This is a genomic window from Pontibacter korlensis (assembly GCF_000973725.1).
Taxonomy (GTDB): Bacteria; Bacteroidota; Bacteroidia; order Cytophagales; family Hymenobacteraceae; genus Pontibacter; species Pontibacter korlensis.
This window is the reverse complement of the sequence record NZ_CP009621.1, coordinates 1186321-1211603: the sequence shown is the minus strand read 5'-3', so window position 1 is coordinate 1211603 and position 25283 is coordinate 1186321. Positions and strand designations below refer to the sequence as shown.

The 25283-nt window shown below is 47.8% G+C and carries 20 protein-coding genes; 6 read left to right on the top strand and 14 right to left on the bottom strand.

All coding sequences use genetic code 11. The annotated features are described in order from the left end of the window. Positions 1 to 66 precede the first annotated feature (66 nt). From PKOR_RS05005 to PKOR_RS04985, 5 genes are all read right to left on the bottom strand, one after another. Complete coding sequence (locus PKOR_RS05005) at positions 67 to 2229, bottom strand: PAS domain-containing sensor histidine kinase (RefSeq protein WP_084694728.1); 2163 nt, start codon at positions 2227 to 2229, stop codon at positions 67 to 69. A 415-nt stretch (positions 2230 to 2644) separates the two neighbouring features. Next, complete coding sequence (locus PKOR_RS05000; protein ID WP_046309488.1) at positions 2645 to 3178, bottom strand: YceI family protein; 534 nt, start codon at positions 3176 to 3178, stop codon at positions 2645 to 2647. Between the two features lie 100 nt (positions 3179 to 3278). Beyond that, positions 3279 to 3878 carry a TetR/AcrR family transcriptional regulator gene (locus PKOR_RS04995; protein WP_046309487.1) on the bottom strand — a complete coding sequence of 200 codons (600 nt, stop codon included), beginning with the start codon at positions 3876 to 3878 and terminating at the stop codon, positions 3279 to 3281. 213 nt (positions 3879 to 4091) lie between these two features. After that, a complete protein-coding gene (locus PKOR_RS04990) occupies positions 4092 to 4589 on the bottom strand; it encodes an SRPBCC family protein (RefSeq protein WP_046309486.1) in 498 nt (165 codons plus the stop codon). 92 nt (positions 4590 to 4681) lie between these two features. Continuing rightward, on the bottom strand, positions 4682 to 5881 hold the full coding sequence (locus tag PKOR_RS04985) for a Pycsar system effector family protein (RefSeq protein WP_046309485.1): 1200 nt from the start codon (positions 5879 to 5881) through the stop codon (positions 4682 to 4684). A 400-nt stretch (positions 5882 to 6281) separates the two neighbouring features. On the opposite strand from PKOR_RS04985, the gene PKOR_RS04980 reads away from it, so the two are divergent. Together PKOR_RS04980 and PKOR_RS04975 are read left to right on the top strand one after the other, a co-directional pair. Continuing rightward, positions 6282 to 10094, top strand: a complete 3813-nt coding sequence (locus PKOR_RS04980; protein WP_046309484.1) for a BamA/TamA family outer membrane protein — start codon at positions 6282 to 6284, stop codon at positions 10092 to 10094. 74 nt (positions 10095 to 10168) lie between these two features. After that, a complete protein-coding gene (locus PKOR_RS04975) occupies positions 10169 to 11194 on the top strand; it encodes a DUF6268 family outer membrane beta-barrel protein (protein ID WP_148561633.1) in 1026 nt (341 codons plus the stop codon). 89 nt (positions 11195 to 11283) lie between these two features. Here the strand turns inward: PKOR_RS04975 and ppk1 are convergent, their stop codons facing one another. The 4 genes from ppk1 to PKOR_RS23345 all read right to left on the bottom strand — a co-directional run bounded on the left by ppk1 (position 11284) and on the right by PKOR_RS23345 (position 16058). Next, complete coding sequence (gene ppk1, locus PKOR_RS04970; RefSeq protein ID WP_046309482.1) at positions 11284 to 13401, bottom strand: polyphosphate kinase 1; 2118 nt, start codon at positions 13399 to 13401, stop codon at positions 11284 to 11286. Positions 13402 to 13442: 41 nt separating this feature from the next. Next, a complete protein-coding gene (locus tag PKOR_RS04965; RefSeq protein WP_046314101.1) occupies positions 13443 to 13937 on the bottom strand; it encodes a SixA phosphatase family protein in 495 nt (164 codons plus the stop codon). A 201-nt stretch (positions 13938 to 14138) separates the two neighbouring features. Beyond that, the gene (gene hflX / locus PKOR_RS04960; RefSeq protein ID WP_046309481.1) at positions 14139 to 15326 is read right to left on the bottom strand and encodes a GTPase HflX; all 1188 of its coding nucleotides are present in this window, start codon (positions 15324 to 15326) and stop codon (positions 14139 to 14141) included. Between the two features lie 3 nt (positions 15327 to 15329). Continuing rightward, the gene (locus tag PKOR_RS23345) at positions 15330 to 16058 is read right to left on the bottom strand and encodes a SirB2 family protein (protein ID WP_052738721.1); all 729 of its coding nucleotides are present in this window, start codon (positions 16056 to 16058) and stop codon (positions 15330 to 15332) included. A 142-nt stretch (positions 16059 to 16200) separates the two neighbouring features. Between PKOR_RS23345 and rfbC the strand changes: the two genes are divergently transcribed. Beyond that, positions 16201 to 16743: a dTDP-4-dehydrorhamnose 3,5-epimerase gene (gene rfbC, locus PKOR_RS04950; protein WP_046309480.1), complete on the top strand. Its 543-nt coding sequence runs from the start codon at positions 16201 to 16203 to the stop codon at positions 16741 to 16743. Between the two features lie 83 nt (positions 16744 to 16826). Here the strand turns inward: rfbC and PKOR_RS04945 are convergent, their stop codons facing one another. Together PKOR_RS04945 and PKOR_RS04940 are read right to left on the bottom strand one after the other, a co-directional pair. After that, the gene (locus PKOR_RS04945) at positions 16827 to 17522 is read right to left on the bottom strand and encodes a hypothetical protein (RefSeq protein ID WP_046309479.1); all 696 of its coding nucleotides are present in this window, start codon (positions 17520 to 17522) and stop codon (positions 16827 to 16829) included. A 192-nt stretch (positions 17523 to 17714) separates the two neighbouring features. Beyond that, positions 17715 to 19001 carry a UDP-N-acetylmuramoyl-tripeptide--D-alanyl-D-alanine ligase gene (locus PKOR_RS04940; RefSeq protein ID WP_046309478.1) on the bottom strand — a complete coding sequence of 429 codons (1287 nt, stop codon included), beginning with the start codon at positions 18999 to 19001 and terminating at the stop codon, positions 17715 to 17717. 172 nt (positions 19002 to 19173) lie between these two features. On the opposite strand from PKOR_RS04940, the gene PKOR_RS04935 reads away from it, so the two are divergent. Both PKOR_RS04935 and PKOR_RS04930 read left to right on the top strand, forming a co-directional pair. Next, positions 19174 to 21414, top strand: a complete 2241-nt coding sequence (locus PKOR_RS04935; RefSeq protein ID WP_046309477.1) for a T9SS type A sorting domain-containing protein — start codon at positions 19174 to 19176, stop codon at positions 21412 to 21414. Next, a complete protein-coding gene (locus PKOR_RS04930; RefSeq protein ID WP_046309476.1) occupies positions 21414 to 21806 on the top strand; it encodes a hypothetical protein in 393 nt (130 codons plus the stop codon). The genes PKOR_RS04935 and PKOR_RS04930 overlap by 1 nt, the downstream gene beginning before the upstream one ends. Before the next feature lie 99 nt (positions 21807 to 21905). On the opposite strand, the gene PKOR_RS04925 is transcribed toward PKOR_RS04930, so the two are convergent. The 3 genes from PKOR_RS04925 to PKOR_RS04915 all read right to left on the bottom strand — a co-directional run bounded on the left by PKOR_RS04925 (position 21906) and on the right by PKOR_RS04915 (position 24556). Then, on the bottom strand, positions 21906 to 22682 hold the full coding sequence (locus PKOR_RS04925) for an amidohydrolase (protein WP_046309475.1): 777 nt from the start codon (positions 22680 to 22682) through the stop codon (positions 21906 to 21908). Between the two features lie 90 nt (positions 22683 to 22772). Then, complete coding sequence (locus tag PKOR_RS04920; protein WP_046309474.1) at positions 22773 to 23921, bottom strand: pyridoxal phosphate-dependent aminotransferase; 1149 nt, start codon at positions 23919 to 23921, stop codon at positions 22773 to 22775. Between the two features lie 56 nt (positions 23922 to 23977). Further along, a complete protein-coding gene (locus tag PKOR_RS04915) occupies positions 23978 to 24556 on the bottom strand; it encodes a uracil-DNA glycosylase family protein (RefSeq protein ID WP_046309473.1) in 579 nt (192 codons plus the stop codon). 99 nt (positions 24557 to 24655) lie between these two features. Here PKOR_RS04915 and PKOR_RS04910 point away from each other — a divergent pair, with 99 nt between their 5' ends. Next, positions 24656 to 25246 carry a hypothetical protein gene (locus PKOR_RS04910; RefSeq protein ID WP_046309472.1) on the top strand — a complete coding sequence of 197 codons (591 nt, stop codon included), beginning with the start codon at positions 24656 to 24658 and terminating at the stop codon, positions 25244 to 25246. The last annotated feature ends 37 nt before the right edge of the window (positions 25247 to 25283 follow it).

The window sequence follows — 25283 nt, the reverse complement described above, 5'->3', positions numbered from 1 at the left end:
CCTATTATTTTTGTTTGTTTTCGTGGTGAATGTTTTGTCTGTATCTGGAATTATTGCGATAGTATACTAGTGGGCTTTTGGGAGGTAAAACAGGAATTTGGTACCTCTTCCAACCTGGCTGCTAACTTCTACATGGCCGTTCATTGCCTCTAAGTGTGTTTTTACTAAGTATAAGCCAATGCCTCTGCCGTTGCTGTCTTTGTGGAACCGCTTGTACAGCTTAAAAATTTTGTCCTTTGCCATCTCCATGTCAAAACCAGAGCCATTGTCAGAGAAGGAAATCAGGGTTCCTTTCTCTGTGCTGCCAAGGCATCTAATACGGACCTGCAGGTTTCGTCCTTCTGATTTATACTTGATTGCATTTGACAGGAGGTTATAGAATATGCTGTATAAATAAGCTTTGTTAGCTTTCACCTTAAGCCCATCATTAAGTGTATCTATTACCTGTCCTCCACAGCTGTTAAGCGGCTCTTGAAGCGATAATACTACCTGTTGTAGAAGCTTTTTGACAGCCACCTCCTCCATCTCTAAAGTAGTTTTGCTGTCCCGGATGCTTAGGATCGTGTTTAAGTCTTTGATGATGGCATCCAGCCTGTTGACGCTACTCTTCAGGTTTAACAGGGACTTATCATACAATTCAGAATCTTTGTTGAGCTTTGTTAACAGGTTTGTTAAGCCAATTGCATTGGCAACAGGAGATCTTAAATTGTGCGACACGATGTAAGTGAACTGTTGCAGGTCGCTGTTCTGCCTGTAAAGGTCCTTTGCCAGGTTAGCCATCTCCAACTCAGAGTTCTTGATGGCTGTTATATCCGTTTGCACCTCAATGTATCTGGATAGCTTTCCGGCTTCATCGAAAACGGCAGTAATCTCTGCCGAAAGCCATATACTCTCGCCTGATTTTTTGACATTCACTACCTCAAAGGAGATAGACTCCCCCTGTAACAGTTTTTGCTCTAAGGCGATGAAAGCAGCTTTATTGGTATTAGGGCTATGCAGTAATTCTGACGGCCGTTTACCTATGGCATCTTCTAAACTATAGCCTAGTAGCTTTGTGAAGCCCTCGTTTACCCATTCAATCTTCCAGTCCTTATCAGCTATAAGTACACTGTTGTTGGTCTTGCTTGCCACCAAGGACAGTTTCTCAAGCTCTTGCTTCGACTTTTCCTGCTCCGTTACATCATCAAAATAAACTGATATTCCCTCTGCTGACGGGAAGGCTTTTACCTTTAGCCACAAACCTACCTGCTTCAGGTATGCAGTAAAATGTGTGGCATTGCCAGTAGTGTAGGCCCAGGTTATCTTAGAGTGAAACTCGCCACCGGTTTCTTCCGGGAACATCTCCAGCAGGTTTTTGCCTACATGGTGCTTCTCCAGTCGGAGTAGTCTTACCGCTTCGCTGTTGATGTAGGAGAGGTTTTTGCTGTTATCCAGCGTCAGGAAAGCATCTGTAATACTCTCGAATATGGTATTTAGCCTGCTGGCCTGTTGCCTGATTGTCTCGTACGACCGAATAACTGGCGTGATGTCCTTCATGATGGTTTTGATGTACAACAACTCATCTTCCACCATTACAGGAAACTTTACGACATCATAGGTCCTGTTAATATTACCTGCTGTAATAACATCAATGTCATATCTTACCGAATTTCCCTGTAGGCATTCGTTGAAATACTTCACGCAAACAGGAACTGCTTCGGGTGGCAGGAAGGAGGTGGTAGGTCGGCTTATTGCCTCCTCCTTTGGAAGGTCGAACAGCTGGCAAAAGCTCTGGTTTACTTCACGTACCAGGCCCTCTTTGTCCTGTGTAAATATAACATCAGGATTCCTGTCGAATAGTATCTTGTAGAGTTGCTCGCTTTCCTGAATGCGTAAGGTGCTTTCCTTTAGCTCCGAGATACTGCGGGCAACACAATAGAAAGTGTTATCCTCATCAGAAAAGACAGCAGACCACAGCAGGGGTACTGCGTAGCCTTTTCTATGAACATAGCAGTTTTCGAAGCTATTAGTGCAGGAGCCGTTAAGCACATCTTCAAAGCTCTTTTGTGCGGCAGAAGTATAGCCAGGATGTAACAGCTTAGTGTAGTGGCAGCCAATCAGCTCTTCGCTGCTGTAGCCCAAAATGCTTTTACTTGCCTCACTAGTATAAGTAATGTTGCCGCTTTTGTCGAACGTGCAAAACATATCAGGAGAAACAAGCGCCATCTTCTCCCACATTCCAGTCGTCATTTCTGAGTTTGTTTTTGTGCAGTACCTGTATTATGGTTGCAAATATACCTAGCTATGTTGTTAATAAAATACAATTGGTAAAATTATTTAGCTTGCTGCTGCAGATTTGATATTATAAAGAGGTTGCTGTGCATACTTTTAAGAAACAGGGTAGTAGTAGGATGGCGTGCTGGTAAAAGTGATCCTTTGTTATATGGTATGGCTTGTATAAGTTACAAATTATAAATTGCTATGATTGTCTTCTTATATTGGATATAATAAAGGTTTGGAAGGGGGTAGTACTTGTTGCCTTTGAGCCTAACAGGCAAGTATAGGTTGTTGTCGCTAATACCTCTTGTTGCGGTTTACAACCAAAACAAAAGAGGCTGCCCAAGAATTGGACAGCCTCTTTTAAGCTATATATAGTTACTGAAACTTAGGCTTGCTTTACCAGCTGTACTTCGCCTTGGATTTTCAATTCTTCGCCAAGCATTACACCACCTGTTTCCAGGGCAGCATTGTAGTTAATGCCCCAGTCTTTGCGGTTAATTTTGCCGCTGATAGAGAAACCAGCTTTCACATTACCCCAAGGATCTGTAGCAATACCATTGTGCTCAACAGCAAGTGTTACCGGCTTAGTAGTGTCTTTTATAGTCAAATCTCCGTGAAGCTTAAAAGTATCTTCGTCTACTCTTTCTACTTTAGTAGACACGAACTTCATGTTAGGGTGTGCATCCGAAGCGAAGAAATCGGCATTACGCAGGTGCTCATCGCGCTGCTCGTTATTTGTGTTGATAGACGCAACGTCTATATCTGCCACTACTTTTGCATTAGAAAAATCGTCGCCTTCTGTTTCAGCCTCTGCGTCGAACTTAGAGAATTTACCTGTTACGTTAGAAATCATCAGGTGCTTGATTTTGAAACCTAGTTCGCTGTGAGAGAGGTCTAACGACCATTTTGTTGTTGCCATGTTAATCTGTTAATTATTAGTTGTTGAAGTATTAGTAATCACTGTATTAATATTTAATACTGTTATATCTTCTAACAGTGTTAGGTAAAAGGCAAAAAAATTATGATTTCATGCCTGATACAAAACCACGTATAAAATCCTGCAGTACCATTTGATTTAGATCTTCCTTATCCTCATCACCCATCATGTTGATGGATATCAGGCCGTGCAGCATCGACCAGAAAGTATGTAGCTTTAAGAAAGGATCTGTCTCTGGGTATGGCCCGGCAGCGATCATCTCTCTTATTGGCTGCAGAATCAGTTCGCTGAAGGTAGCAAGTTCACTTATCTGGTTTACTGTTTCACAGGAAGGAATACCCAACCCATACATAACCTGGTAGTAAGCCTTATTATCAAATGCAAACTTCCAATAAGCATAAGCCATGGCCTCAATCTGCATTTCAGTGCTGGCAGCAGCTTGCTTAGCTTTCACCAGCTCATCGTTCAGCTTTTGGAAGCCTTGCTTCGTTAGCTCCAGCAGGATAGCCTCTTTATTAGCGAAATGGTCATAGATTACAGGAACGCTATACTCTATAGCCTCCGCAATCTTTCTGATAGAAAGGGCCTGCCATCCTTCCTGAACTACTAGTTGCCAAGCAGCCTCAAGAATGGAAGAGCGTATTTCTTCTTTATGCCGTTTCTTTCTTTCTGCTATTCCCATTTTACACCTGTTACTTTACCTAACAGTGTTAGCAAAGGTATAGTTTCATTACATGATATCAAATAGTAAGCTAGTAGAGAAAATTCTGTAGCTATATCTGCACAAGAGGTGATATAACTATAGAATGTAGTAAATGGCTGTACTATAAAAACTTGTGTGTTTTTGCTTGAGGACCTTTATGCTGGTTTGTAAGCTGATTTTATGCGGGAAGGCTTAGAGGCCTTTAACAACACGAGCAATGTTCACGATATCCTGCCACCTATCCGATTCAGCGAACTCTTTTATTACACTGTCTCGCTCATGAAGGAAGCGGGCCATGTATTCTTTGAGAAACAGCTTGTCAGCAAGTTTGCCTAAAGGACCGAAGGGAGAGGTGTAGTCAAATATATCCAGCATCACGGTATAGTCTCCATCCTGTCTGAAATGATGCTCGTGCTTGAACCGCTTAAAAGCTCCCCGTACCATCTCATCCGAAAAGTGATAGGGGCGGTTGTACTCTGTTATCTTGCTTGTCAGATTTTGCCAAATGCCTAAGTGCTTTGCCCGCCACGTTACTGTTTCACTAAGCTCAATCAAGCCTGAGGTAACCCCGGCAATGGCTCGTTCGCCGGTTTGCCTGGTAGAGATGGAGTGCAAGTCTATACTTCTGGAGAGGTCAAAGCAGACTTCTATCGGGGCCTTAACAATGGTCTCAAAGCTAATTACGGGCATTGGCTGGCTGCAGGTAATAAGTAAGGTGCCATATTAGCATAAATGTCTCGGCAAAAGTACAGTATCAGCTACTGCAAAAGCAAGGCAACCTGTTAATAAGAGGCTACGGCTACGGCAAACCCTACTACTGTTAGCACCAAGCCCACCATAAAGATGGTGTAGGAAATGCGAAGTATTTTATACTTGCGGCTAAGCACCTCTCCAAGGTAGTATATATCGGTAATCATGTTGTTGTACAGCGACTTCTTATCGCGCATGATATCGTGCATGCCTCGCTGAAACTCTTCCAGCGGTAAGTTGGTGAAGTTACCGAAGAACAGTAAGTTGATCTTGCGGGTGTCTAAGCGCTGGTCCTTCTTCTTCTTAAGCGTGAAGCTCGTTACCTCTGGTTGCGCTGAAATGATGGCAAACACAACAGAGCCGAGCGTAGTCAGCAGCAGTATCCCAATTGGGATAAGAAAAGTTCGATGAGTGGTATACTCGGCACCGATGGTGGAGGTTTTTGCACTCAGGTACGTGATGATAACCGAGATAATGATAGCGTTTAGGCTGATCATCATATTGGCTTTGTTATCAGCAATAGCACTCAGGTCCAGGTGCGTGCGGTACGTGTTACGGAACATCGTTTCGATGCCGCGCTTAGGCTGGGCCAGTGTTTTACGGTTCTTCTTCTCCTCTTTTTTCTTTTTCTCAATCTCTTTGCTCAGGCGGCTGCGCTGCTCCTGTATGTTTAGCCCTAGCTGTGAGGCGAACTTACGCTGTGCCTGATTGGTATGAAAGGTAGTAGAGAGCAGGAAGTCCATCTGGAACTGCTCCCATTCACTGTCAGTAAAGAACGTGTCGCGGAAAATCTCCCACTCCACGCGCAGGAGCTCTGCTGTGGCAAAAAAAGTCTCTTTCCCGATGTTTGACATGTCGGCATCAACCATCAGTTCCTGTAGCAGCGTTTCCGGCTCTGTCTTGTGCTTGGTGGCGAGAATAATACCGGTAATAACATTAATGCGCTCCTGGGGGTACGCTTTTTCCTGCAGCCACTCAGTAGCGATTTTTACGCTTTCTTCCTCATGCCCATCATAAGCGTCCACATAGCCTGTATCGTGGAACCAGGCAGCCAGTACCAGGTCCTGTAGTTGGTCATCAGAAATCCTGCTCCGCTGGCCTAAATCCTGGGCTTCGGCTACAGTCTCGAAGGTGTGCTTGTAGTTATGATAAACTAACTTTTTAGAGAGCCTATCTTTAAAAAGCCGGAATACAAACTCACCGGCATGTTTTATTATTGTCTGGTCTTCCATAATTGGTCATGTTGCAGCGCCGGGTCCGGGTGCGCGTATGGCAGTAAATGCAGATCCGACGGCAGGGTGCTAGCTGTGTGGCACATGGTAATCTGCGGTTACGGTAAAAACAGCATTTTGTTAGTGAAAAGAGCAACAGCGGTGGTATCTGGCAGTATACAGGAAGGTAATAACTAAAAGCAGGGTCGTCTCGTTTATGAATTTCAGTTTTGCCGCTCCTGTGGCATACACTGTAGCATGAATGGAGCCGTGTGGATCTACCGGTGTAAAGATCAAAGCTGTATCTGCCTGTTCTCACCTTTGGTACGCCCAGACTTACAGCCATACTTTCAGGTGCTGCTAGCAGGCCGGCATCCGCAGCAGTGTGCCACACCAGCAAATGTTCTAAGCCAACATAACTATGATAAAATTATTACAGCATACACATCGGCTGCAGGCGCGCTTCGGGTGGTGTGTTCTGCTGAGCTTCTTTCTCTCAGCCTGTATTTCAACAGAGCCACATTATAGTAGCAAAGCCCTTACCTGGGAGCAAGCAAGCCCTGCACCCGATAACGATGTTCTTTATACTGTTTTTCTGATCGGAGATGTTGGAGCCCCTGATTTGAATGGAGAGCCCTCACTATTGCTGATGCGCAAGATGATGATGGAGACAGGGGAGAAGAGTGCCACCATTTTCCTAGGCGATAACGTGTACATGAACGGCTTGCCAGCCCCCGACAAGCTTGACCGTGAAGTCTCAGAGAACCGCCTGAAGGCCCAGCTCGATATTCTGAAAGGCTATCCCGGAGAAAAGTACATGATACCTGGTAACCACGACTGGAACCACAGCGGCCGTGGGGGTTTAGAGGCTGTAATGCGGGAGCAGCGCTATGTTAACGAGTACCTGACAGATGAGAATATCGTAGTTGGCGGCGATTTTTATGTGCCAGGCAATGGCTGCCCTGGTCCCTACGAGGTAAAACTAAGCGAAGACCTGGTACTGATTGCGCTGGACTCGGAGTGGTGGCTGCATCCTTTTAACCGCCCTTACGGTGACAACAGCAACTGTGGCTCTGCTACCGAAGGCGAGATGCTCTTAAAGCTGGAAGATATTATAAAGAAGAACAGCGGCAGCGACATTCTGGTTGTTGCCCACCACCCACTGATGACTCGCGGAGAGCACGGCGGCTTTTTTACTCCTAAGGATCATTTCTTCCCGCTCACGATGCTTCGCGATTGGATGTACCTGCCATTGCCTGTAATTGGATCTATTTATCCATTCGCGCGCAAGTATGGCGGTATTCTGCAGGACATTCCGCATCCGCGTTACCAAGCCTATATCCAGGGCCTGCTCGACATCTTTAACAAGTATGACAATATCACCTACGCTGCCGGCCACGAGCACGCGCTGCAGTACTTCAAGTATAACAACCTGGCGCATATTGTTAGCGGGTCCGGTTGCAAAACCGATTATGTGAAACCTGGTGTGGCGGAGTATGCCCATAAGGTGAAAGGCTTTGTGAAAACAACCTATCACGAGAACGGCGAAGTATGGGCAGAATTCTGGACACCTGAGGGCAAGGGCGAAACAGGTAAAATTATGTACCGCACCCTGCTCTATAAAAAGAAGCCACGTGAGGAGCGTCCGGCGATAACTGATAACACGAACTACGCTGACAGCACCGTGACACTCGCGGCCAACTCAAACTACCAGGCCGGCGGACTGCACAAGACTCTGCTGGGACAACACTACCGTGATGTGTGGGCAGCTCCGGTAAAAGTGCCGCTGCTGGATATGGCAAGCGAACATGGAGGCCTGACGCCTTACCAGTTGGGAGGGGGTAAGCAAACAGCGGCACTGAAGGTGCGTAACCCAGATGCCAAGGAGTATAGCCTGCGCACTGTGGACAAAGATCCAAGTAAAGCCTTGCCGCCATACCTGCGCGAAACTGCTGCCCGTGTCCTGCTGCAGGACCAGATCTCTGCTCAGCACCCTTACGGAGCGCTTATAATACCCCGCCTTGCAGATGCGGCTGGCATATTTCATACTAATCCAAGGCTGGTGTACATTCCAAATACGCCATACTTGCGGCTGTACCAGGATCAGTTCAGCAACACACTTGCTTACCTGGAGGAGGATGCCGACGAGAACCACGAGGAAACAGCCAGCTTGGGATATGCCAAAAATTTGGTAGGTACCGACAAGGTGCTGGAGGAGCTGGTGGAGGATAATGACCACGAGGTTGATCAGCGGGAGTATGTTCGTGCTCGTCTCTTTGATATGCTTATCGGCGACTGGGACAGGCATGAAGGGCAGTGGCGCTGGGTAGAGGAGGACAAACCCGATAAAGGCAATCTTTATACACCTGTGCCCGAAGACCGCGACCAAGCCTTTTTCAAAGCCGATGGTGTGCTGCCCTGGCTGGTTACGCGCAAGTGGGGCATCCGGAACATACAAAACTTTGACTACGACTTCCCTGATGTGGTGGGCCTTAACCTGAGCGGCATTACCCTGGACCGTACTTTGACCTCAAAGGTTACCCGGCAGGAATGGCTGCAGATTGCTCAGGATATCAGGAAAAGTATGACGGACGAGGTAATAGCGGAAGCTGTACAGCAATGGCCTGAGCCGGTACGTGAGCTATCTGGAGTAGAGATTACAGCCAAGCTACAGGCAAGGCGGGAGAAGCTGCCACAGGCTGCAGCCCGTTACTACGACTTCCTGGCACAATACGTAGACATCACCGGAAGCGATAAACATGAACGGTTTCTGATAACACGTCTGGATAACCAGCGGTTGCAGGTAGTAGGGTACAAAACCTCCAAAGAAGGTGAAGTGCGGGAAGAAATATTTAACCGTACCTTCTTTACCAATGAAACAAAAGAGGTTCGCATCTACGGCATGGACGGCAAAGATGAGTTTGTGATAACAGGCGATGTAGATAAAAGCATTGTCGTGCGCATTATCGGAGGCAACGATGCAGATATTATTACCGACTCATCCCATGTAAGTGGTCTTAAAAAGCACACGGTTGTATATGATACAGAAGAAGGAAACCAGTTTAGCTTCAGTATCGAGACAAAAGACAAAACAGACCCTTATGATGAGGTCAACCTCTACGACCGTGATAACTATAAACTGCCTTATGTAGGTCCGCGCCTGTCGGCAGAGTATAATATGGAGGATGGCGTGTTTTTGGGAGCCGGTATACTTTGGCGCACGCAGAAGTTCCGCAAAAACCCTTATGCGGCAGAGCACCTGCTAGAGGCAAATTATGCTTTCCGGACCAGCTCCTATAACCTAAAGTATACGGGTGATGTGCGAAACGTGCTAGGTGATTGGAACCTGGCGCTAGGTGCCCACCTGCAGGGCCCTCAGTTCCGGCGCAACTTCTACGGCATTGGCAACGGGACCGAACAGGCACCAGGAACCGACGACACTTATTATAGGGTACGCTATGAGCGTGTTTCGCTTAATGCAGCGCTCTTCCGGGTGCCGGTTACATTTGTAAAAATGGGCATAGGTCCTACCTACGATAGGTTCGAGGTAGACATGCCAAACGAAGAAAACTTCCTATTGGACCAGGCAAGGGCAGGGCAGTTGCGCGAGGGAACTTACAATGCAGAGGAAGGCCGGTTTAAAGTACAACACTACCTTGGAGCCAGGGCCTTTGCCAACCTGGTGGTACTTGGCAGTGGCAGTACTGATGCTAACCCACGTATAGGCATGCGCTGGTACAATACCATCAGTTTTAACCAACAAATAGGCGCTGAGAAACTGAACTTCACCAATCTAAGCTCCGAGTTTCGCTTTTATATCACTCCTAACTTCCCGTTTCAGCTTACCTGGGCGGGTAGGGTAGGTGCTTCGCATAACTTCGGAGATTACCGTTTTTACCAGGCCAGCACGTTGGGTGGCACTGAGAACCTGCGCGGCTACCGCCGTACACGCTATGCCGGCCGCAGCAGCGTATATGCCAACGGAGAGGCCCGCCTGCACCTGCTCGACTACAACCTGTACCTTACACCTGCCAAGTTTGGGTTACTTGCTCATTTGGATGCGGGTAAAGTATATACCGACAACGAAGTGGAAGGATCCGTTTTCCGGAATTTGCACATGGGGTACGGCGGAGGAGTATGGCTGGATCTGTTGAACCGCACGGTGCTGTCGCTAAGTTATTCCCGAGGTGAGGAAGAAGATTTGTGGATGTTAAACTTTGGCTTCTTTTTCTAACACTAAAACGGGGATGTAAGTATATAAAGGCACATGAGTATTGGGGCTTTACATCCCCTCAGCCAAGATAAACTATGAGAAAAATTAACATACTTTTACCATTACTAGCCCTTATGTGCTTTGTGCTACCAGCACAGGCACAGGCTCCCGAAACGGAGGCTTTAGAAGAGTTTGCCTCGCCAGGTGTGCGGGGCATGGGTAAATCTCGTGGAGTAGTGATCAGCTATGATCGCTTACCTAACTTCGATATTGATTCAGAGTCTGATGACCCCCGTGTAGGAAACGGACAGGGACATATTAAAAGACACAATCAATTTATGGTGCGTGCCTTTGCGCCCATACTAAACAAGCCACAGACAAAGCTTATTGTTGGTGTTAACTACGAGCTGGAGGAGTTCAACTTCGAAGGACTCTCAGAGTCATCGTACGACCTGTACCGTTACCTGGAAGACAAGAACCTGAAGAGCTTGGGCTTACAGGTAGCTTACCTGCACTCCCTGAATGAGCGTAACTTTTACCTCGTAAGGGTGAAAGGCGAACTCAACGGAGATTATACTCATGACAACATCAACATAACCGATTACCTTAAAACAACAATAGACTTAGCCTACGGCTGGAAGAAGTCCCCTGATTATTCTATCGGGGTGGGCCTGCAGTGGGGCTATACCTTTGGGCGACAGAGAGTGTACCCAGGGATATTGTATAACCGCACGTTCAACGATAACTGGGGAGTGGAATCTATCTTCCCGGCTAACCTTCGGGTACGATATAATGCCAATGAAAAGACCCTGTTCTACGCCGGCTATCGCCTGGAGGGCGCTAGTTACAACCTTTATGTTGATGAGCCGCCACTGTCAGAGTTCAAGGACCTGGAGCTCCGCCGCACAGATATTAAAGGACTGTTGAGAATGGAGCGGGAGATATATGACTTCCTGTGGTTTGCTGTAGAAGGAGGTTTCCGGCAGTACTACAGGCACCGCCTGTTTGATGAGGTTGGCTCCCGAGATGAGTTGATAAGAAATGATTTAGCCGGTACAGGATACGTGGGGGTAGAGCTGTTTCTGGTTCCGCCGAGAAGATTTACAGAAAAGAACCGCTAGTTTTAGCGAGAACCTTTAAAAGCAATATGGCCAGCTGTACTCTATAGCTGGGCATATTGCTTTTATTAAGGTTTACAAAGTATAAGTTGCTACTGTTCCTGCTCTGTTTTGAAGGCGTCCTCCACCTTTGGTGACACCAACTCGCGCAGGTACTCATAGGTGGCGTATTGGGAACGAACGTCAGTAGGCTCTTCAGGCTTAAGGTAGCTGTTGTCTACATTACGAGCTTTCTTATCGTCCTGCAGCTGTAGGTCTATAATATGGCGCACCTGCTCCACCAGTTCTGGTTGGTAAAGCGGAAAGGCGACCTCCACCCGGCGGTTTAGGTTTCGGGTCATCCAATCTGCGGATGCGATATACATTTTTTCATCGCCGTTGTTATGGAAGACATAAACCCGCGCATGCTCCAGATAGCGGTCCACGATGCTACGCACCTCAATATTTTCGCTCAGCCCCTCTACCCCTGGCACCAGGCAGCAGATACCGCGCACCAGCAACTGTATTTTTACTCCGGCTTGGCTAGCCTGATACAGCTTTTTGATCATCCTTCCATCCTGAAGTGCGTTCATCTTCAGGATCATACTTGCCGGTAATCCCTTCTTGGCGTTCTTGACTTCCTGGTCAACCAGCTTTACAAAACTCTGACGCATGTTAATGGGAGCCACCAACAAATGGTCGAACTTCTTGTCAGTTTGGCGGTCTATAAAGAAATTAAAGACTTGCTCAACATCCTTAGTTAGTCGCTTATCAGATGTAAAAAGGGCGTGATCGGCGTATATTTTGGAAGTCGCTTCGTTATAGTTACCTGTGCTCAGGTAGGCATAGTTAACTAGCTTACCTCGCTCATTTCGGGTAATAAGGCCAATTTTAGAGTGCACCTTCAGGTCGGGTACACCAAAAATAACGTTGGCGCCTGCTTTCTGTAGTTTTCCTGCCCAGTAAATGTTTGACTCCTCGTCGAAACGGGCCTTCAGCTCTACTACCACCGTAACCAGTTTTCCGTTTTTGGCCGCTTTAACTAGGGCCTTAGCTACTTTTGAGTTATCAGCCACACGGTAAAGCGTTGCGTTTATAGAGGTAACCTTGGGGTCACGAGCAGCCTCATCAAACAGGCGAAGCACGTAATCGAAAGACTGGTAAGGATAGTGTACCAGGTAATCACGTTCCTTCATGGCGGCAAGCATGCTTGTTGCTTGTTCCAGCTGCGGATGTATGAGGGTAGGCTGTGGTTTATACTTCAGGTCAGGCAGGTTGAAGTCCGGGAACTGAAAAAAGTCGCGGAAGTTATGGTACTTGCTGCCCAGTACTAATTCATCCTCAGTAATGCCTGTATGGGCTACCATCATGTCGAGCAGGTCCTGAGGCGCTTCCGGGTCGTAGAGTAGGCGGGCAGGATAACCGGTTTCACGCTTCTTCAGGCTCTTCTGTATTTTGGCCATCAAACTTCCAGATACTTCTTCCTCAATATCCAGCTCCGCATCCCTGGATACCTTTACAGCGTGAGCAGCAAAAGATTTATACTTCGGGAATAGCTTGGGCAGACAGAAGCGAATCACGTCATCTATAAACATGACATAGCGATGCTCATCCACTGTAGGCAGTTTTACAAAGCGGCTTCCGTGCTTTTTGGTAGGAATCTCAAGCATGGCGAAGCGTTCTGGTTTGCAGTCGGCTTCTGTAGGGTCCCACATCTTCACGCCCAGGTATACGGTTTGGTCTCGCAGGAAAAGGTGCGTTTCTGTCTCGTCCAGTATAATAGGCAGCAGCAGCGGCTCAATCGTTTCTTCAAAATAGTCGCTAATCCAGGCTTCCTGCTCTTCATTAAGGCCATGCTCTGTTAGCATGTGGATGTTGTGCTGGCGCAGATCGGCTAGTATGCCATCACGGAACACCTGCCCAAATTCCTCCTGCTGCCGATGAACCTCCTGTAGTACTTGCTCCAGTGTCTCCTGTGGCTCCTCTTCCAGCCTGCTGCGGGTTTTGGGTTTCAGTTTGATCAGGCGCTTAAGGGTGGCTACTCGCACTTTAAAATACTCATCCAGGTTGGATGAGAAAATAGCCATGAATTTGATGCGCTCCAGCAGGGGCACATTAGTATCTTTAGCCTCCTGCAGTACTCTATAGTTAAAAGCAAGCCAACTCAGTTCCCGATTTATAAAAGGGGTATCGGAGCTATCTTTCAGCTTTTTAGTTTTATCTGTTACCATCGTATTGAGTGCTTTGGCCGCCGGGTGGGGCCTAGGGTGACTTACTTGTGGTTCTTAGGGAAGTCGTGAAATAGAAGCTTGGCGTTGTCCTTTGATATATCGTACCAGCTCTCGCAATCAAACTCGAGAACTGCTACGCCCGCTGTGGGCAGGCTGCCGATTGGCTCCTGCGAAAGCATGTTGGCAAACTCTGAGAGCGCCTCGTTGTGTCCCACTAACATGAGGGAACTTACTTCGGCAGGTACACTCAGCACAACTTGCAGCAGGTCGTCTCGGTCAGCACCATAAATGCGGGTGTCCACCACAATATCATCGGGATCATAGTTAAGCTCTCTAGCTATCAGAGTAGCTGTGCTAAGGGCGCGAACTGCCGGGCTAGAAATTATAAGCTGTGGCTCTACGCCGCGTGCAGCCAATTCCTGTCCCATCAGTGGTGCATCATGGCGCCCCCGCTTGTTCAGTGGGCGGTCATGGTCGCTGAGTTCATCAAACTCCCAGCTCGATTTAGCGTGCCTAAGAATATATAGCGTTTTCATACATTTTCTGTTTCTAAGGGCCTGAAACGGCCACTTGAAAGGCCACATGTGTGGCTTTGTTTCTTACTGAAAGTGTGGGTAAATGGTTGTGCCCGGGTGGTTAAGGTTGGGCTAAAGGGAGGTAGAGGGCCTGAAAGCAAAAACCCATCTACTGCCGGAGCAGCGGATGGGTGTTTCTAGAATGGTAATAGTGCAGACTTGCTACACGTTGTTAGGATAACGCTGAAAATGAATCTCAGCTACACGGCGCTGCAGTTCTTCACGCAGTGCATCAATGTTCAGCTTGTCAGTGGCAGAGATAAACATGGCCGGAGCATGCTCTTTGGCCATATAAGTCTCCTTCAGGTCCTCGATAGAAGGCCGGATATTCATGTCCTCCTCCTGTAGTTCCTGCTGCCGCTTTTCCAGGTACTGGTCGATTTTATTGAATACGAGCAGCACTGGCTTATCTGCAGAGTTAATGTCTTTCAGAGTCTCATTCACAACAGCAATATGGTCTTCAAACGAAGGGTGCGATATATCCACCACATGTACCAGCAAATCAGCTTCGCGTATCTCATCCAGCGTAGATTTGAATGACTCGATAAGCTTGGTTGGTAGCTTGCGGATGAACCCTACCGTGTCGGAGAGCAGGAAAGGTATGTTTTCGAGTACCACCTTGCGTACTGTGGCATCCACGGTAGCAAACAGCTTGTTCTCTGCAAATACCTCTGACTTTGACAGCAGGTTCATAAGTGTGGACTTGCCCACGTTGGTATATCCTACCAGTGCCACACGCACTATGCCAGCGCGAGCTTTGCGCTGCTCAAAATTTTGCTTCTCAAATTTGCGCAGGCGCTCTCGTAGCAAAGAAATCTTGTCACGCACAATACGGCGGTCTGTCTCAATCTCTGTTTCACCGGGACCTTTCATACCAATACCACCCTTCTGCTTGGAAAGGTGAGTCCAGAGGTTAGTAAGGCGCGGTAGCAGGTACTGGTACTGAGCCATTTCTACCTGGGCATGTGCCTGGGCAGTTTTAGCGCGCAGGGCGAAGATATCAAGTATAAGCAAGCTGCGGTCTACAATCTTCACCTGCATTTCACGCTCTATGTTACGAACCTGCGAGGGGCTCAAGTCATCGTCGAAGATCACCATATCCACCTCGTACTCCTTTACATAAGCTTTTATTTCCTCAAGTTTACCACTACCTACAAAGGTGCGCACATCTGGCTTGTCCAGCTTCTGCACGAAGCGCTTTAGGGTTTGTGCACCTGCCGTTTCAGCTAAGAAGGCAAGCTCATCAAGGTATTCCTCTGTTTGCTCATCAGTTTGGCGGTAGTTTGGCACAGCTACCAGCACGGCAGTTTCCTGCGGCTTAGAGGTTTCGTAGAATTTCTTTTTAGCCATTCATTATTTTTTAAGCGTCATGGTATAAGCAGCCAAGGCCTCGACTTCTTCGTCCGTTAGCTGGCTGCCGAAGGCCGGCATTAGTCCACGGCCTTTCTCGATTACGTTTACACGATTGTTGTGGCTCAGGTTGCTTACCTGCAGGTTGGCAGCGCCTCCCAAACCTTTGGTTCCGTCGGCACCGTGGCAAGTCTCACAAAGTTGAGTATAAATTGACTTGGCATTAGCAAGTTGTGCCTCACCTATGGCTCCTATAATTCCCTTTTGCAGCTCCTTTGATTCGCCGAGTCTTGCATCACCAGTTTCGGCCGCATCTGTCTCAGGTGTAGCCGTAGCCCCTGTAGTTGCATTTTCCACTGGTCCGGGGTTTTGCATCGTTAGGCTTTTGGTCTCCGCTACGCAGTAGATGTACAGGAAGATTAACAGCGACAGTACAGCCAGCATTTTGTTCTCACGCTTGATGCCGACAATACCTAGTGGTATAGCCACAAGTACTAGAACAACCTTAGTAATCAGCCAGCTTGGAACACCCTGGTAGCTAAACAGCAGGTAACCTCCGGTAACAAGTATCAAAGTGCCGAAAATGATGTCGAGCATTCTTGTTTGCTTGCGTGCCTTGGCCAGCGCCTTGTGCTTGTTTAGCAGCAACAGAACTGTCTTAAAGGTGAACAGGAGCAGGAAAAGCACTACCACCAGTACATGTGTGTGCAGAAAAGCGATAGTTGCTTGCATAAGCTATACTTTATTATCGGCTATGTGTAGTAGAACCACTGCAAATTACATTAAAATTTCTGATGGTGTCTGCAGAATGGCTAACTTGTGGCCTTTTGGCGTGTAAGCCGTATCATAAATAAAAGAGCTGCACCAGGTAGCAATGCAACACAGACTTTTTCACATCGAAGGCATTATAGAATTTAAGCCACGCGTTTTTCGCGATGACCGGGGGTATTTTACCGAAACCTTTAGTCTGAAGTGGTTTGAACCTTTTGGCTTGAGTCCCAATTTCGTGCAGGATAACCAATCGGTGTCGAAGAAGGGAGTTCTTCGCGGGCTGCATTTTCAAAAGCCTCCACATGCTCAAGGTAAGCTGGTAAGAGTATCTACTGGCAAAGCATTGGATGTGGCGGTAGACCTTCGTAAGGGTTCTCCAACATTTGGGCAGCATACAGCCTGCATCCTTGATGCAGCGGAACATAACCTGCTTTACATACCAGAGGGCTTTGCACATGGTTTTGTAGCCTTGGAAGATAACACAACCTTCCTATACAAGTGCACTGACTTTTACGCTCCAGAAACAGAAGGCGGCATATTGTGGAATGATCCTGCCTTGGGAATAGATTGGGGAGTAAGCGAGCCGCTGGTGTCGCCGAAGGATGAGGTGTTGCCGCTGTTGCAGGATTTTGATTCGCTGTTTTAGGAAGTAAATTTTATAAGTTCTGTTAAAAGCAAAAGCCAGAGGTACACGCCTCTGGCTTCATGCTTTATGATTCTTTATCCTGATTAGAACCGCATTAGGAATGAGATGTTAGAAATAGGCTTATAACTTATGCTACTCCAATCTGTTTTATATGATCTTTCTGTAGAAGAGTGATTTGCGGATGTGGTTTGTTCATCGGTCATCTTATTTTTGGAGCGGTATAGGCTCGCTACTATTGCTGTTTCAGTGGTTATATACAACCTGTCTGTAATTTGATAAGCTACACCTGAAAGCGGACGTAAAATAGCACCAAATGTTGTAGATTGTTGGGAATGGCTAATGCTGCCTTGGCTGCTAGAATTAGTGTATACATCTAGACTTTCAGAGTTACTCCGCCCATAACTGGGACCTGCTTCAGCACCATAATATAACAGCCATTTATTGCTTAGTGGTACATGCCATTCGTATCCTCCCGTCAGCTGAACAGTAAAGCCTTTTCCCGTTCTTTCAACATCGCTTGCTGAGTATGGAACAGCAACACTTTGGCGATAACTGTTTTGGGAACTAATAAGGGAGCTCCTAAACATGCCCCTGCCGTTGTCTTGCCGTTTGTAAATCAAGCCTACAGGTAAACTGGTGTTGTTGGTAAAAACTTTTTGGAGAGTTGGACTGGCAACTATGCCGAAGTGATGTTTGTAGGGAAGGGTACCTGTTGTTTGGGCGTTAACCAATTGGGTTAAACACAACAGGAAAGCAAGTAATACAATCTTTGTCTTCATAGAATGGGTTTATATTTGAATAAATATATTCAAATATAATAAAGATGTCTAGACACTAAATTTCAGGCATGGCAAAATACATAATCACTGTAAAGCTGAAGGCAGGATTATAAGCCTATTAGGTTTAAGATTAGCATATCAGAAGCCAGATAATATATTCTTATACTTCTAGGAATATATTATCTGGCTATATTACAGCTCCTCCACCAGCGTTTCTAAGCCCATGCCCCGGGAGCCTTTGATCAGCACGTAGCTCTCCGCCACCGGGTTCTTGCGCAGCCAGGTTTGCAGTTCCGGCTTTGTCTCGAAATATAAGAAGTTCTCATTTACTTCGGCCGCATACTTCATGTCTTTACCGCAAAGTATTACGGTATCAAAAGCCTGCTTATTTAACACCTCACCTAAAGTTCTGTGTTCAGTCTCGCTCTCGGCACCCATCTCAAACATATCCCCAAGTATAACTACCTTCTTGGGAGCGTTCATACTTCCGAAGTTGCGTACAGCAGCGGCCATAGAGGTAGGGTTGGCATTATAGGCGTCCAAGATAATGGTGTTGCTGTCTTGCTTTAATACTTGCGAGCGGTTGTTCACCGGGCTATAGCCGGCAATAGCTTCGTTGGCTTTCTGCAGCGGCACACCAAAGTACTTGCCGATGCAGGCTGCTGCGGCCATGTTCTCATAGTTGTAGCTTCCCACCAGTTGCGTGTGCACCACATTGCCCTCTTCATCCTTATACACTACGTAAGGCGACGCCTCCAACAATTCGCTGTGATAATAATCTTCTTGTGCAGGGTAGGTAACTTTGTTCTCAATACGGCGGCTCATGCGCATGAGGTGTTCATTGCCAGTGTTTATAAACACGGTGCCGCCATGCTCCAGCAGGTGCACATATAACTCGCTCTTGCCACGGGCCACGCCCTCCAGGCTTCCGAATCCTTCCAGGTGCGCCTTGCCAATATTGGTAATCATACCATGGGTTGGCATGGCTATACTGGAAAGCAGCGCAATTTCTCCGATATGGTTAGCGCCCATTTCAATGATCGCCATCTCATGCTCCGGCTTAATGCGTAGCAAGGTAAGCGGCACCCCAATATGGTTGTTCAGGTTGCCTTGTGTATACAGAGTGTTAAATTTCTGGCTCAGCACCGCATGAATAAGCTCCTTGGTCGTAGTCTTGCCATTTGAGCCTGTAATACCAATGATTGGTATACTTAACTGGCGGCGGTGGTGGCGAGCCAGATCCTGTAGTGTCTGTAGTGTGTCTTCTACCACAAACACGTTATCAGAGGCCATAGCAGGATCATCTACTACGGCATACTTTGCTCCTTTTTCAAGGGCCATTTCTGCAAATTTTGCTCCTTTAAAGTTGGGGCCATTTAAGGCAAAAAACATGCTCTGGTCCTGCGCTGCACGAGAGTCGGTGCTTACGTGGCGGCACTCCAGGTACCTTTGATATAGAAATTCAATATTGTTCTGCATGAAATGCGTATTTTTATCTTGCTTAAATGCTTTTCGTCTAGCTAGATTCGTTAAGTATTTAGCTGCCTCACATTGCGGCAATATACAGCCAAATAGAGAAAAACGGTAGATGGCCGGCTGCTGTTCGGCAAATTAGCGTGAGCCACACCTGGCATTAACCTGTTGTACCTGCATGAAGAAAACTTTTACACTCCTGTATATACTTGTGGCTTCCCTTTGTGCTAGGGCACAGCAGGATCCGCTAAGGTTTCAGATGACCCAAGCCATACCTGTATCCACACCAGAAGGGCAACTCACCGACCCCTGGAGTGGGGGACTAAATGCACCGCAGTTCTCTACCATAGACCTGAACCAGGATGGGCAGGAAGACCTCTTTATTTTCGACAGGCAGCTGCGCAAAATATTTACCTGGCTGGCTGTGCAGGAGGAGGGGAAGTGGCAATATAAATACGCGCCGGAGTATGAGGCATTTTTTCCGACAGATCTTGATAATTGGGTTTTGCTCCGGGATTATGATTGCGATGGGCTAAAGGACATTTTTACAAACTCTCCTCTGGGTATACGGGTGTTTAGGCAGGAACAAGCAGAGCAAGGAAAGTTGCAGTTCTCTCTGGTTACGGATGGCTTGCGCTATGGCACAAGGCAGGTAAACATGCAGATGAACGGTGCCGATGTGCCTGCCATTACAGACATTGACGGTGATGGCGATTTAGATGTGTTGATCACAAACTTCGCTCAAGGTTACTTCCTGGAGCTCTACCGCAATATGCAGGTGGAGCAGGGCCAGCCCTGCGGTACGTTACAGTTTGTGCAGCAGACCAATTGGTGGGGAGGTATTACGGAGTGCGAGCACTGCAACGATTTTAAGTTTGGCGAGCAGTGTGGCGGCCATCATGAGCAAAGTATAGCTGCACCCACACATTCCGGCCACGATGGCTCCTCCTTGTTACTGTTGGATATGGATGCCGATGGTGACATGGAATTGGTTATGGGCGGAGTTGCTTGTGAGAACCTTGTGCTGATGGAAAACAGGGGTACGCCTGACAATGCACTAATGACTGACTTTAGCCCGGTTTTTCCAGCCTCAAATCCCATTAGCTTTAACCTCTATCCTGCAGCATACTATGAGGATGTAACGTTTGACGGAGTGCCTGATTTGTTAGCAGCACCGCAGGTACATCAGGAAATTTGGAACATGGATTTTATGAATTCTACCTGGCTGTACCGCAACACAGGGGATGCCAACATGCCTGCATTTGATTTTGTGAAGGATAGTTTCTTGCAGGACCAGATGATAAACTTGAGTGAAGGAGCTTATCCAGCCTTTGCCGATCTGGATGGTGACGGTGACCTGGATATGTTGGTTGGCAACGATGCCAGCTACCGCAATGGCGTGTATGGGGGCTCTGTCAGTTTTTACCGCAATACCGGCACACCTGCAACTCCGGCTTTTGCGCTTGTTACTGATGACTTCCTGGGGCTGCACAGCCGCTCAGTTTATACTATAAAACCAACATTTGCTGATATAAACGGAGATGGAGCAATGGATCTTGTACTTACCTTTAAAAGTGCGCAAGCTGGATCCACACGGATAACTTATCTGCAGAACCTGGCTGCTGCAGGACAACCAGCCGCCTACGATATGGCATACCTACAGGTGCTGCTAAGAGTAGCAGATGGTGACTCGCCAGCTTTTGCCGACTTGGATGGTGACGGTGATCTGGACCTGGTGCTAGGTAAAGCTGCAAGTAACCTGGAGTTCTACCGCAATACTGGAACTGCCTCAGCACCGGTCTATACATTGGAAAGCAGTAGCTTCGGAGGGTTGGACTACGACTTTGAGCGCCGCTTCCTGCATTCTTCAATCTACGACATAGATGGTGATGGCTCTCTTGACTTACTGACAGTAGACGAAAGCGGTGAGCTGCGCATCTTCCGTAATATCTCCGAAAACCAACATGGCACCTTTACCGCTGAAACAAAAGTGCTGGAAAATACACTTACGCAGCAGGTGCAAGCAACCCAGTTAGGAAAGGGTTTAAGTATAACTGCCGCACCTTTAGGAGGAGCCAATAAGCAGTACCTGGTGCTAGGGTCAAAGGGTGGAGGGCTATACTTGCTGGAGCAGACTGCAGGTAATGTAGCAGGGCCAGATGCAGGCGAGAAACTTACGCTGCGAGTATATCCCAATCCTCATGATAAATCTCGTGAAGAGCCTGTAAGGGTACAGGCATCGGAGCCAGTGCTGCTGGAAGTATATGACTTAGTTGGTAAGCGTGCGTACCGTAGCCAAGCTAACAAGTATAGCCGTACCCATACGTTATCGGTGGCAGAACTGCAGTCCGGCATTTACATCATCCGGGCAGTGTCAGAAAAAGGCGGACAAACTTCTTCTAAACTGATGGTGCGGTAATGCAGGCATTCCTCTACGTAGACCTTACCAGCGATACATCTTTTCAACAGCCAGTGGTAGAAGAGGTGCATAAAAGTTTGCCATCTGTTTCTGTGTTAGACATTGATGCTCGTTCCGATAAGCTACTGCAGCACTACGCTCTGCGCCTGTTAAGGGAGGCAGCGCGTGCCGTTGTCTGCATAAAAGCAGAGGAGCATACCCAGGACTTAGGTAGCCTGATGCCCTTGCTGGAAGAACTGTTCCAGGAGGGTAAGCAGCGGCTGGTGCTCTTGCAGGGGCAACACCCGCGCCTGCAGCGTATCTTTTCCGCCCGTTCGCATGTAGCGTTTAAAGTGGTGACAGAAGAGGAGGTAGTGCAGGAGGTGAAGCGTTACTGTGGAGAGCTCTCCTAGAACTATAGTAAACCTAACTGCTAAGCTCTAAGCAAAATGCCCCCTTAGCCTGTAATCAGAAGAACACCCCTCTTTTGGGAAGAGGGGTGAGTAGCGTATTTAGCTGTTCAGGCTAAAAGTATCGGCATCCAAATGGGCCGGAAATGCTTCCCTGAAATCTACGAGTTCTTTTTTACTCAAAGTTATAGTATGAATTCCCTCCACTTCGCTTGTTTCCAGTAGTTGGTAGCCTTTAGGGTGAATGATGGCTGAGTCACCGGAGTAAGGATGGTTGTTGCCATCAGTTCCTACGCGGTTCACGCCCACTACGTAAGCCAGGTTCTCGATAGCGCGGGCCTGTAGCAGTGTGCGCCAAGGCTGGCTGCGTACTTTAGGCCAGTTGGCAACATACAGCAGCAGGTCGTATGCATTATCCGAGTTGCGGCTCCATACCGGGAAGCGCAGGTCGTAGCATACCAGCGGACATACTTTCCAACCGTACAGCTCTACAATCAGGCGCTCTTTGCCTGGGGCATAGGTATGATGTTCCTTCGCCATACGGAACAGGTGCTTCTTATTATAGCTGGCAAAAGAGCCATCAGGGCGCACCCAGTAGAGGCGGTTGAAATATTTATCACTCTCACGCACCATTACACTACCTGTTATTACTGCCTGGTTTTTCTGTGCCTCCTGTCGCATCCAGTCAAGTGTAAGGCCGTCGGCCTCCTCAGCCACACTTTCTGCATTCATGCTGAAGCCAGTAGTAAACATCTCGGGCAGTACGATCAGGTCCGTTTGAGGAGCAGCGGCTGCAAGCTTGTCGCTAAACATCTGGCGGTTTGCTTCTGCATCCTGCCAATGCAGCTCCGTCTGTACAATGGTTACGCGTAAATCCATAGTTAAAAATCGATCTTATAAGGGATGAGGATAAAAAGCTACGCAAAAGTTAGCGTGTTTTGTCTTATAGCCATCATCTTTTCTTCGAAACTATACTTTAGCCAGCATCTCTCCGGCAGCTCGCAAGGTCTCTTCGCTCTTAGCGAAACAGAAGCGGAGGTATTTATTATCAGTTTTATCGTGGTAGAAGGCAGAAATTGGTATGGCAGCCACACCCGTCTCAGTTGTCAGGCGTTTGGCAAAATCGAGGTCGTGTTCATCCGTAATACCATTGTACTTTACAAGCTGAAAGTAAGTGCCTGCAGAAGGCATAAACTCGAAGCGGGTTTGCTGCAGTTGCTGTAAAAAGAAGTCTCTTTTGGCCTGGTAAAAATTAGGCAGCTCCAGGTAATGCGCTTCCTCTTCCATAAAATCGGCAATAGCCAGTTGGAAAGGAGTGGCCGTGCTGAAAGTAATGAACTGGTGCATTTTTCGCAGTTCTTTGCTGAGCTGAGGCGGAGCTACAGCATAGCCTACTTTCCAGCCGGTTGTATGGTAAGTTTTCCCGAAGGAGGAAACGACAAAGCTTCGCTCGCGCAACTGCGGATGCTGCAATACGCTAAAATGCTCTTGCCCATCAAACACCATGTGCTCATATACCTCGTCGCTTAGCACCAGAATGTCGGTGCCGTTCAACAGGTTGGCCAGTGTGTTCATGTCTTGCCTGGACATTACTGCGCCGGTAGGGTTATGGGGCGTGTTAATGATGATCAGGCGTGTGCGGGAGGAGAGGCGATTCTTCACCTGGTCCCAGTCTACGGAGAAGTCTGGAAGAGACAAAGGCACAAAGACCGGAGAACCGCCGCACAACCGGATAACCGGCACATAACTGTCGTAGCAAGGCTCCAGCACCATTACCTCATCGCCAGGCTTAACTACTGCTGAAATAGCCGCATTCAGCGCTTCTGTGGCACCAGAGGTTACAGTTACCTCCGTGTCAGGGTCAGGGCGGTATCCGTATACTTTCTCTGTTTTCAGGCTGATCTTTTGGCGGAGCTGTGGCAGGCCAGCCATGGGTGCATACTGGTTAAAACCTTCGTGCATGTACTTTGTCACCAGGTTCATGAGTGGCTCCGGACAGTTGAAGTCCGGGAAGCCCTGCGACAAGTTTATAGCCTTATGCTCGTTGGCCAGCGTCGACATCACAGTAAAAATGGTGGTGCCTACATCAGGAAGTTTACTCGTGGGATAGTTTATCATAAGCTAATACGCCTGCTACTATAAAACAGCATTAGAAGCTAAATATACGGATCTTTCTAGATAACAGATTGCACCAACTGCTGCACATAAGGTATGGCATCGGTCTCAAACCAAGTGTTGCGGCGTATCCAGAACTGGTTGCGAGGCGAGGGGTGCGGCATGGGCATAAACTGTGGCAAATACTCATGCCAGTTGGCTACTGTTTCGGTAAGCGCTGGCTTAGCCTTATGGCCCAGGAAATAGTCTTGGGCATACTTGCCAACAAGTAGGGTGAGCTGGACATCAGGCAGGAGCGTCATCAGTTGCTGGTGCCAGTGCCGGGCACATTCAGGGCGGGGCGGCAGGTCGCCTGACTTGCCCTTGCCTGGGTAGCAAAAGCCCATAGGTACGATGGCCACCTTGCTTTCATCATAGAAAACCTCAGGTGCCAGCCCGAGCCACTGCCGCAGGCGTTTGCCACTCTGATCGTCCCAAGGGATGCCACTTGCGTGTACTTTAGTGCCTGGTGCCTGCCCTACAATCAGCAGCTTAGCTGTGTGGCTGGCTGCCAAAACGGGTCGTGGCCCTAGTGGCAGGTGCTCCTCACAGATGCGGCAGGCTCGTACCTGCGCTAGTAAACTCTCCAACTCCTCCATATCCCTGCAAAAGTACAAAGTATAGCCGAAGATTAGCAGTTGCTACACCTGCTTTAGCCAAAAAGACTATTTTAGCGGAAGTAAGTATAAGATATCATCATGCGTAGAGTTAGGCTGTTACTGATAGTAGGAAGTATGCTTCTGTCTGTGCTGCAAGTGCTGGCGCAGGAGCCAGAGCTACCTGCATTCAAAAATGCCGTCACGGTTAAATTCTTTGGCTTGTCAGCTCATCTAAAGCAGAGCCCACACCCAGAGCTTTTTCCAAACAGGCTGGATGAGAAAGGAATATTTGTTGTGGACTTGGGAGCCATAGTAGGGTATGAGCGCTTTGTGTATCGTGATAAGCTGAGCGTGCGGGTGGAGCAGGGGCTTTATGCTGATTGCGCTGCCGAGCTGGCAGGCTTTACACACGTTGGCTGGAGAGGCACTATCCTAAGCCGGGGCAGACATTCTGTTGATGGTGGCTTTGGCCCCACGCTAATGTATCGCAAAGACTGGAACAGGATAGAAGGCTATCAGGATGACGGGTACTTTAAGCGCCACGGCCAATGGCAGTATAGGTTTTACTGGTACGGGGGAGAGTTTGAATACAACTATGAGCTAAAGTCAGGCACAGATTTATCAGTGAACCTGGTGCCGGGTATACCGGAGCTTGTATCGGTGGGAGTGGGCCTGCGGAAGCACTTCTGATAGGTGATATAGCAGGAGTAAAAAAAAGCGAAAGCCG